The organism is Paenibacillus ottowii (assembly GCF_050516475.1).
Lineage (GTDB): Bacteria > Bacillota > Bacilli > Paenibacillales > Paenibacillaceae > Paenibacillus > Paenibacillus ottowii.
Genome location: NZ_CP191577.1, coordinates 2,779,657 through 2,787,654 on the forward strand (window position 1 = coordinate 2,779,657; position 7,998 = coordinate 2,787,654).

A 7,998-nucleotide genomic window follows, 5' to 3' on the forward strand; every position below is an offset into this window, starting at 1 on the left:
TCGCTTCAACTAGTAATGGTTGTCACGTGGGCACGGAACTTTGTATGATGCTAGATAATCATAAGTTATATATTAACCTCTTCAAGCCCGAGCCTAAACATCCAAAACTCTAAAATGTAGGGATTACTCAGAGACTTTCTGGCGATGAATATACCTATAGATTTATTATTCCAGCGCTTGGTAAACTATGTGTCACATGCTTTAACGCAGGAATTTAATAAAAGTTTTCTTTTTTTACAAAAAAAATAAACCCTGCCAACGGGAAGGCACAAATACGCTTATCGTATTTTTCCTCCTGTCTGTGCAGGGTTTCAACATGTACGTTAAAACTGTATCTATAGATCGACTGTCTGAAGCGCTTGGCTGCGCTGTGTATCCCGTTCAAGGATCGGCTTTAAGTATCGGCCTGTATAGGATTCCTCGACTTTTACGAGTTGTTCTGGTGTCCCGGTAGCCAGGATTGTTCCACCGCCGCTTCCGCCTTCTGGCCCCAGATCAATCAGGAAATCGGCTGTTTTAATTACATCTAGATTATGCTCAATAACCAATACGGTCTCACCTGAATCAACCAAACGATGCAGCACTGTCAATAATCGGTCAATATCGTGAACATGCAGACCAGTTGTCGGCTCATCCAAAATATAAATGGTTTTACCTGTGCTGCGACGGTACAATTCGGAAGCCAACTTCACACGCTGTGCTTCACCACCAGACAAGGTAGTCGCTGGTTGACCCAGCTTGATATACCCCAAACCTACATCCATCAATGTCTGAATCTTGCGATGAATCTTCGGAATATTTTCAAAGAATGCTGTCGCATCCTCTACCGTCATTTCCAGCACATCAGCAATACTCTTCCCTTTATACTTAACCTCAAGGGTCTCTCGATTATAGCGTTTGCCTTTGCACACTTCGCAGGGTACGTACACATCTGGCAAAAAGTGCATCTCAATCTTGATGATGCCGTCGCCTCTGCAAGATTCACATCGGCCTCCCTTAACGTTAAAACTAAACCGGCCTTTCTTATAGCCTCGAACTTTAGCCTCGTTTGTCTGCGAGAATAAGTCACGGATATCATCGAACACTCCGGTATATGTTGCAGGATTGGAACGTGGAGTACGGCCGATCGGCGATTGATCAATCTCAACCACCTTTTCGATATGCTCTAACCCACGTATTTCTTTATGTTGACCTGGGCGTACTCTCGCACGGTTCAGATCACGCGCCAACGTTTTGTATAAAATTTCGTTGACCAGCGTCGATTTTCCAGACCCGGATACGCCCGTGACAGCCGTGAACACGCCCAATGGAATTTTAACATTCACATTTTTAAGATTGTTCTCCTTGGCTCCGCGAACCTCCAGCCACTTATCCGCAGGCTTGCGCCGCTCGGTATTGACCGGAATAAACTTGCGTCCGCTCAAATATTGCCCAGTCAGGGAGTTCGGATCTTCCATAACTTCCTGCGGAGTCCCCTGCGACATGATCATCCCGCCGTGAATCCCGGCTCCTGGCCCAATATCAATGATATAGTCCGCCGCCATCATCGTATCTTCGTCATGCTCCACCACGATCAACGTATTGCCTAGATTCCGCATATGTTCCAATGCACTAATCAGACGGTCATTATCACGCTGATGCAGCCCAATACTTGGCTCGTCCAAAATATAAAGCACACCCATCAGGCTGGACCCGATCTGTGTCGCCAGTCGAATACGCTGTGCTTCCCCACCGGACAATGTACCTGCTGCACGGCTTAAAGTCAGGTACTCCAGACCAACGTTCACGAGGAATCCGAGTCGACTGTTAATTTCCTTTAAAATGAGATTGGCAATCGACTGCTCTTTCTCACTCAGCTCCAGTGTGTGGAAAAAGTGAGACGCCTCCCCGACAGACAAAGCGGTCACATAAGCGATATTGCGCTCTTGAATGGTTACCGACAGGCTTTCTTTTTTCAGTCGGTGTCCCTTACAGGTGTTACATGGCTTTGCACTCATAAAGCCTTCGATAAATTCACGTATTCCCTCAGAAGCGGTATCACGGTAACGGCGCTCCAGATTCGGGATAATGCCCTCAAAGGTCACATAGGCTTCCTTACGTTGACCAAAATCATTTTCATAGCGGAAACGGATCTTCTGGTCACCTGTTCCATGTAAGATAAGATTCATTTGCTCTGACGTCAATTTGCTTACAGGAATGTCCTGGGGAATACCGTAGTGTTCGCATACCGACTGTAAAAATTGAGGATAATAAGTGGAAGTTCCTCCACTCCATGCCTGGAACGCCCCATCTTCCACACTTTTTTCTGGATCGGGTATGAGCAGATCAGGGTCAACGACCATTTTAACGCCTAACCCGTCACAATCCGGACAAGCGCCGAACGGACTATTAAAAGAAAACATCCGTGGAGAAAGCTCGTCTATGCTAAAACCGCAAATTGGACATGCAAAGTTGGAGCTGAATCGCAACTCCTCTTGCCCTATAATGTCTACAAGCAACTGTCCGCCTGAAAGATTCAGTGCTGTCTCAATCGAGTCGGACAGACGTGCACGCACATCTTCCTTGACTACGATCCGGTCTACGACCACTTCAATCGAGTGCTTCTTGTTCTTCTCCAGCTCAATCTTCTCAGACAGTTCACGCAGTTCGCCATTCACACGTACCCGCACAAAGCCCTGCTTGGCTATATCAGTGAACAGTGTCTTATGCTCGCCTTTGCGACCAGATACCAATGGAGCCAGGATTTGCAGCCGTGTCTTTTCAGGATACTGCAAAATGCGGTCTACCATCTGTTCGACGGTCTGTGAAGTGATTTCAATGCCATGTTCAGGACAATGAGGATGACCCACGCGGGCAAATAACAGCCGTAGGTAATCATAGATTTCGGTAACTGTTCCGACCGTAGAACGTGGATTTCGACTTGTCGTTTTCTGATCAATAGAAATCGCAGGAGACAGGCCGTCAATCGAATCAACGTCCGGTTTCTCCATTTGCCCGAGGAATTGACGGGCATAGGCAGATAAAGATTCCACATACCGCCGCTGTCCTTCCGCATAGATCGTATCGAAAGCCAGTGATGATTTACCTGAGCCGCTAAGCCCTGTCAGGACGACAAACTTGTCCCGTGGAATCGTCACGTCAATATTTTTGAGATTATGCGCGCGTGCGCCTTTGATGATGATGCTTTCATTCGCCAAATGTTTCATCTCCTTAGCCGTAGTTCACGTCATCCTATATCGCATGGGATTATTCGATGGAAGTGATATATCGCAAAGAGAACGACCACATCGGCCGTCCTCAGTATTTCTTTAAAGCAATCAAACATTTTATGATCCATATGTTGTGCTTCTAGCCTATTCTCGATGTTTAATCAGCCCGCAACTCCAGCAAAGCATCACGCAACTCGGCGGCCCGCTCGAACTGTAGATTTTTGGCCGCATCCTTCATTTCTGCTTCCAGACGCTGAATGAGGGATTGACGCTCCTTCTTGGAAAGTTTACCCGTCTCATTAGGAAGGTAATCATTCTTGGACTCTGCCGTCTTGGTTGCTTCAATGACATCACGAATCTTTTTACGGATGGTTTGTGGGGTGATCCCATGCTCTTCATTGTATTGAATTTGAATCGCACGGCGCCGTTCCGTTTCCTTGATCGCTTTATCCATAGAATCGGTAATCTTATCGCCATACATAATAACACGACCATCACTATTCCGTGCGGCCCGTCCGATCGTCTGAATCAGAGAGCGCTCAGAACGCAGGAAGCCTTCTTTGTCCGCATCCAAAATCGCAACCAGCGATACTTCCGGCAAATCAAGACCTTCCCGTAACAGGTTGATTCCAATCAGCACATCGAAGGTTCCGAGACGAAGATCCCGCAAAATCGCCATCCGCTCCAACGTCTTAATCTCGGAGTGCATATATCGAACCTTGATGCCCACTTCTTTTAAGTAGTCCGTCAAATCTTCGGCCATTTTCTTCGTGAGTGTAGTGACCAGTACCCGTTCTTCACGTTCTATGCGCTGCCGTATTTCATTAATGAGATCGTCAATCTGTCCTTTGCTCGGACGCACCTCAATAAGAGGATCAAGGAGACCGGTAGGACGGATAATCTGCTGCACCATCGTATCGCATTTCTCCATCTCATACGGACCTGGAGTAGCCGATACATAGATAATCTGATTTACTTTGTCCTCAAATTCTTCAAACTTCAACGGACGGTTATCGAGTGCAGATGGCAGACGAAACCCATGCTCAACGAGTACGTTTTTACGCGCCTGGTCTCCATTGTACATCGCACGAATCTGCGGCAATGTAACATGAGATTCGTCGATGACGATCAGCATATCATCTGGGAAATAATCCAACAGTGTATAGGGTGTCGCTCCGCGCTCGCGGAATGTCAGTGGACCCGAGTAATTTTCGACACCGGAACAAAAGCCAACCTCTCTCATCATCTCGATATCATAGCGGGTACGTTGCTCCAAACGTTGTGCCTCCAGCAGCTTCCCTTGCTCCTTCAGCTCTGCTAACCGCTCTTCCAGCTCACGTTCGATATTGACCAGTGCTACCCTCATCGTATCCTCATGGGTAACGAAGTGAGACGCCGGGAAAATGGCAATATGCTCACGTTCACCGATCAATTCACCTGTAAGCACATTAATCTCGGTAATCCGTTCAATTTCATCTCCAAACAACTCTACCCGTATCGCATTTTCTCCATGGGAAGCCGGGAATATCTCAACAACATCCCCCCGTACACGGAAAGTACCCCGCACGAAGTTGATATCGTTCCGCTGATATTGAATATCGACCAAGCGGGACAAAATCTGATTGCGGGGTTTCTCCATGCCGACTCTAAGCGAGAGCAGCAAGCTTGAATATTCTTTCGGGGAACCCAAACCATAAATGCAAGAGACACTCGCTACAATAATCACGTCACGACGCTCAAACAGAGAGCTTGTGGCCGAGTGGCGAAGTTTATCAATCTCCTCATTGATGCTGGAATCCTTCTCAATATACGTATCGGAGGAAGGGATGTACGCCTCCGGTTGGTAGTAATCATAGTAGCTGACAAAATAATCGACCGAGTTATTTGGAAAGAATTCTTTAAACTCACTTGCCAGTTGAGCAGCCAAAGTCTTGTTATGCGCAATAACCAGCGTAGGCCGATTCAGCTTGGCAATGGTCTGAGCGATGGTAAAGGTCTTACCTGTTCCCGTAGCACCTAATAGAGTTTGATGTTTCTTTCCTTCTGCAATTCCCTCTACCAATTCGAAAATGGCCTGGGGTTGATCGCCCTGAGGTTGGAATTCCGACTGAATTTCAAAAGTCTTATCGCTAACAACGATATCACTCATTGCCCTGCATCACCCTTATCGTCTAAAATGGAAACATCATGTTTTTACACCAATCGAGCTTTAACGTCTTTACCTGTAATTCTATGTCGATATTTCCCGAGCAATGATACTTGGGAAATATGGTTGAATAAGAATGTTTGTTCCCGTATTATACCTCTTTCTAACCGTGGATGCAAACGATAAGTCTTGAATAGGAGTGAATTAAATTTTGGATATCACCATCGTATTGGGCATCATCGCCGGAATCATAGCATTAATCGGTGGCTTCTTATGGGAAGGCGGCCAATTTACAGGGCTGCTTCAAGGGACATCAGCTCTGATCGTATTTGGCGGAACCTTCGCCGCCGTTGTGATCAGCTACCCTGCCTCCAAGCTGAAGACTATACCTACTGCTCTGCGGATGGCTTTTAGTCGTGAGGATAATCCTACGGAGCAATATATAGAAGATTTGGTTTCCATGGCTGCCACTTCCCGCCGATCGGGTGTGCTTGCATTAGAACGCATATCATCGGAGCATCCGAATGCATTTTTGCGTGAAGGTCTTCAACTAGTCATTGACGGCACCGAACAGGAGCAGATCAAGCAAATTTTAGAACTGGAATTAGATGCGGTTGGGCACAAACATGAGGGATACGCCAAAATATTTGAATCAGCAGGCGGCTATGCTCCTACAATGGGGATTATCGGTACGGTCATGGGTCTGATCCATGTACTAGGCAGCCTAACAGAGCCTACTGCGCTCGGCCCTTCGATTGCTGTCGCTTTTATCGCGACACTTTACGGCGTTGCTAGCGCCAATCTGATCTTTTTGCCCATCGCGTCCAAAATAAGAGCAGCCAGTGAAAGCGAAATAATTACGATGGATTTGCTGCTGCAAGGTATCCTAGCTATTCAAAACGGAGAAAATCCTAAGCTTGTACGTAAAAAACTGGAGTTCTTTATCCGCTCGGAGCAAAATATAGATCGTAAACTGCCTCGTCGCTCACCTACAGAGAGCGCTTCTCCAAAGGAGGACTTCCATGAGAACGCGCGCTAAGCGCCGTGGGCGTCAAGGAGGCGGTGGAGACCAACGGGACCGGTGGATGATCACCTATGCCGATCTGATCACCCTGCTGCTCATTTTTTTCGTCGTGATGTATGCCATGAGCAGTCTGGATGCTAAGAAATACGACGTCGTTGTTCAATCCCTCCAGGATACGTTCCACAAGGGAGATTCTATACTGGAGCAAGGCTCGGGCATTACGGGAACTGCCGATCGTTATACCAGCAAGAATCCGCCTGCGACCAAGCAACCGGCCTCTACTAAAAAAGAAGCGGGATCAACCAAGCTCACCGAGCGTGAACAAGCATTTCGCAAGCAGGAACAAGAACTGCAAAACCTAATGGGTGTCATCCAGGAATATATTACAGACAACAAGCTACAAAACCAGATTTTCGTATCCGACCAACCGCGTGGCATTGTCATTACGCTGAATGACCGCTTTCTATTTGACCAAGGCAGAGCGGCACTCAAGCAGGGTTCGGCGAACACGCTATCCAAATTAGCCAGTCTGTTTCGAGATTTGAAAACACCGATTAGCATCGAGGGCCATACGGACAACATTCCATTTACACGTTCCTCTAACTCATCGACCTACAAGGACAACTGGGAGCTTTCCGGCGCTCGGGCACTGTCTGTACTCCGATTCTTTATCGACCAAGAGCAGCTATCCCCCTCAGGGTTCCAGTATGCCGGTTATGCAGATACCCGTCCGGTTGGTGACAATAGCACCGAAGCAGGGCGACAAAAAAACCGCCGTGTCGAAATCACTGTGCTGCGTCAGCTACAGCAGTAAAACCCAAAAACCTCCCGAGTCACGCAATAACGTGCATGGGGAGGTTTTTTTGAGATGTATCATCATGTTACGTGGCTTCCGCTCTGATGTAGACGCAGAACAATAAACTGTACGAACAATGTGGATAAGGGCGGCGTACAAGATGCAATAGAGATGATTTTGTTTATGCTATATCTCACTATGTATTAGAAGCCAAGGGGAAGTTAGATTTTATCTTGTCATGGTGCTTGATGCTAATAAGATAGGACGAGCTCGTGTTGCTTCTCTTGAATCTGTGAACCTTGGGATACGCTCTGTTGTCTACGATAGCTATATTTCCAATCGCTGTACTTATTAAGGAGCCGATCCAACTCCATAGACTTGGTCAGCACCCGTCGATCCTTCAATCCCACCTCTTTCGCCAAATCATTTAATTCTTTGCGCTTTTCTTCGATGCACTCCTCCAATTCTTGCCATTTCACATCAATAAACCTCCTGTTCGGTGTGGTATTTACATTAGTTTACAAGCTGATACCTTCCCCATAGGTTAATAATATAATAAAACCCATTTCATCCCTTTAACGGAATGCATTAAAAAACCAGTCTTACCAAGACTGGTTTTTTAATAACTATTAAGCTCCAGTCCCATGTCCAAAAACCGTAATAGTATGGGAAAGTTCCAAGTAGCTAAAAAGACCTATAATTAACATGTATTTAAGTTCTTTTAAGTGCATCAGCTAAAACCTCCTCCATGATTCTTTCATATTCTGATTTAAGGTCTTTCGTGGCCTTATTCCTGAACCTTTCAAACAATGCTGTACAGACC

Annotated in this window: 6 protein-coding genes (1 of these 6 only partly in view); 2 read left to right on the forward strand and 4 right to left on the reverse strand. The window is 46.5% G+C overall.

Translation table 11 applies throughout. The features are described 5' to 3' along the window. Nucleotides 1–335: 335 nt before the first annotated feature. Together uvrA and uvrB are read right to left on the reverse strand one after the other, a co-directional pair. Nucleotides 336–3,197, reverse strand: coding sequence for an excinuclease ABC subunit UvrA (gene uvrA / locus ACQQ6X_RS13000; RefSeq protein WP_305165679.1), 2,862 nt, complete (start codon nucleotides 3,195–3,197; stop codon nucleotides 336–338). Nucleotides 3,198–3,366: 169 nt separating this feature from the next. Next, nucleotides 3,367–5,358, reverse strand: a complete 1,992-nt coding sequence (gene uvrB, locus ACQQ6X_RS13005; RefSeq protein ID WP_064797869.1) for an excinuclease ABC subunit UvrB — start codon at nucleotides 5,356–5,358, stop codon at nucleotides 3,367–3,369. Between the two features lie 208 nt (nucleotides 5,359–5,566). On the opposite strand from uvrB, the gene ACQQ6X_RS13010 reads away from it, so the two are divergent. Together ACQQ6X_RS13010 and ACQQ6X_RS13015 are read left to right on the forward strand one after the other, a co-directional pair. After that, nucleotides 5,567–6,394, forward strand: a complete 828-nt coding sequence (locus tag ACQQ6X_RS13010; protein ID WP_063212676.1) for a flagellar motor protein — start codon at nucleotides 5,567–5,569, stop codon at nucleotides 6,392–6,394. Next, entirely contained in the window at nucleotides 6,378–7,193 is an 816-nt protein-coding gene (locus ACQQ6X_RS13015) for a flagellar motor protein MotB (protein WP_305165680.1), read from the forward strand. The genes ACQQ6X_RS13010 and ACQQ6X_RS13015 overlap by 17 nt, the downstream gene beginning before the upstream one ends. A 233-nt stretch (nucleotides 7,194–7,426) precedes the next feature. Here the strand turns inward: ACQQ6X_RS13015 and ACQQ6X_RS13020 are convergent, their stop codons facing one another. Continuing rightward, a complete protein-coding gene (locus ACQQ6X_RS13020) occupies nucleotides 7,427–7,654 on the reverse strand; it encodes an aspartyl-phosphate phosphatase Spo0E family protein (protein ID WP_305165681.1) in 228 nt (75 codons plus the stop codon). Nucleotides 7,655–7,886: 232 nt separating this feature from the next. Then, on the reverse strand, nucleotides 7,887–7,998 hold the end of the coding sequence (locus ACQQ6X_RS13025; protein ID WP_430493449.1) for a DNA-binding protein. 1,280 nt of this gene lie beyond the right edge of the window; the window shows 112 of its 1,392 coding nt (coding positions 1,281–1,392); its start codon lies off the right edge, out of view; it ends in the stop codon at nucleotides 7,887–7,889.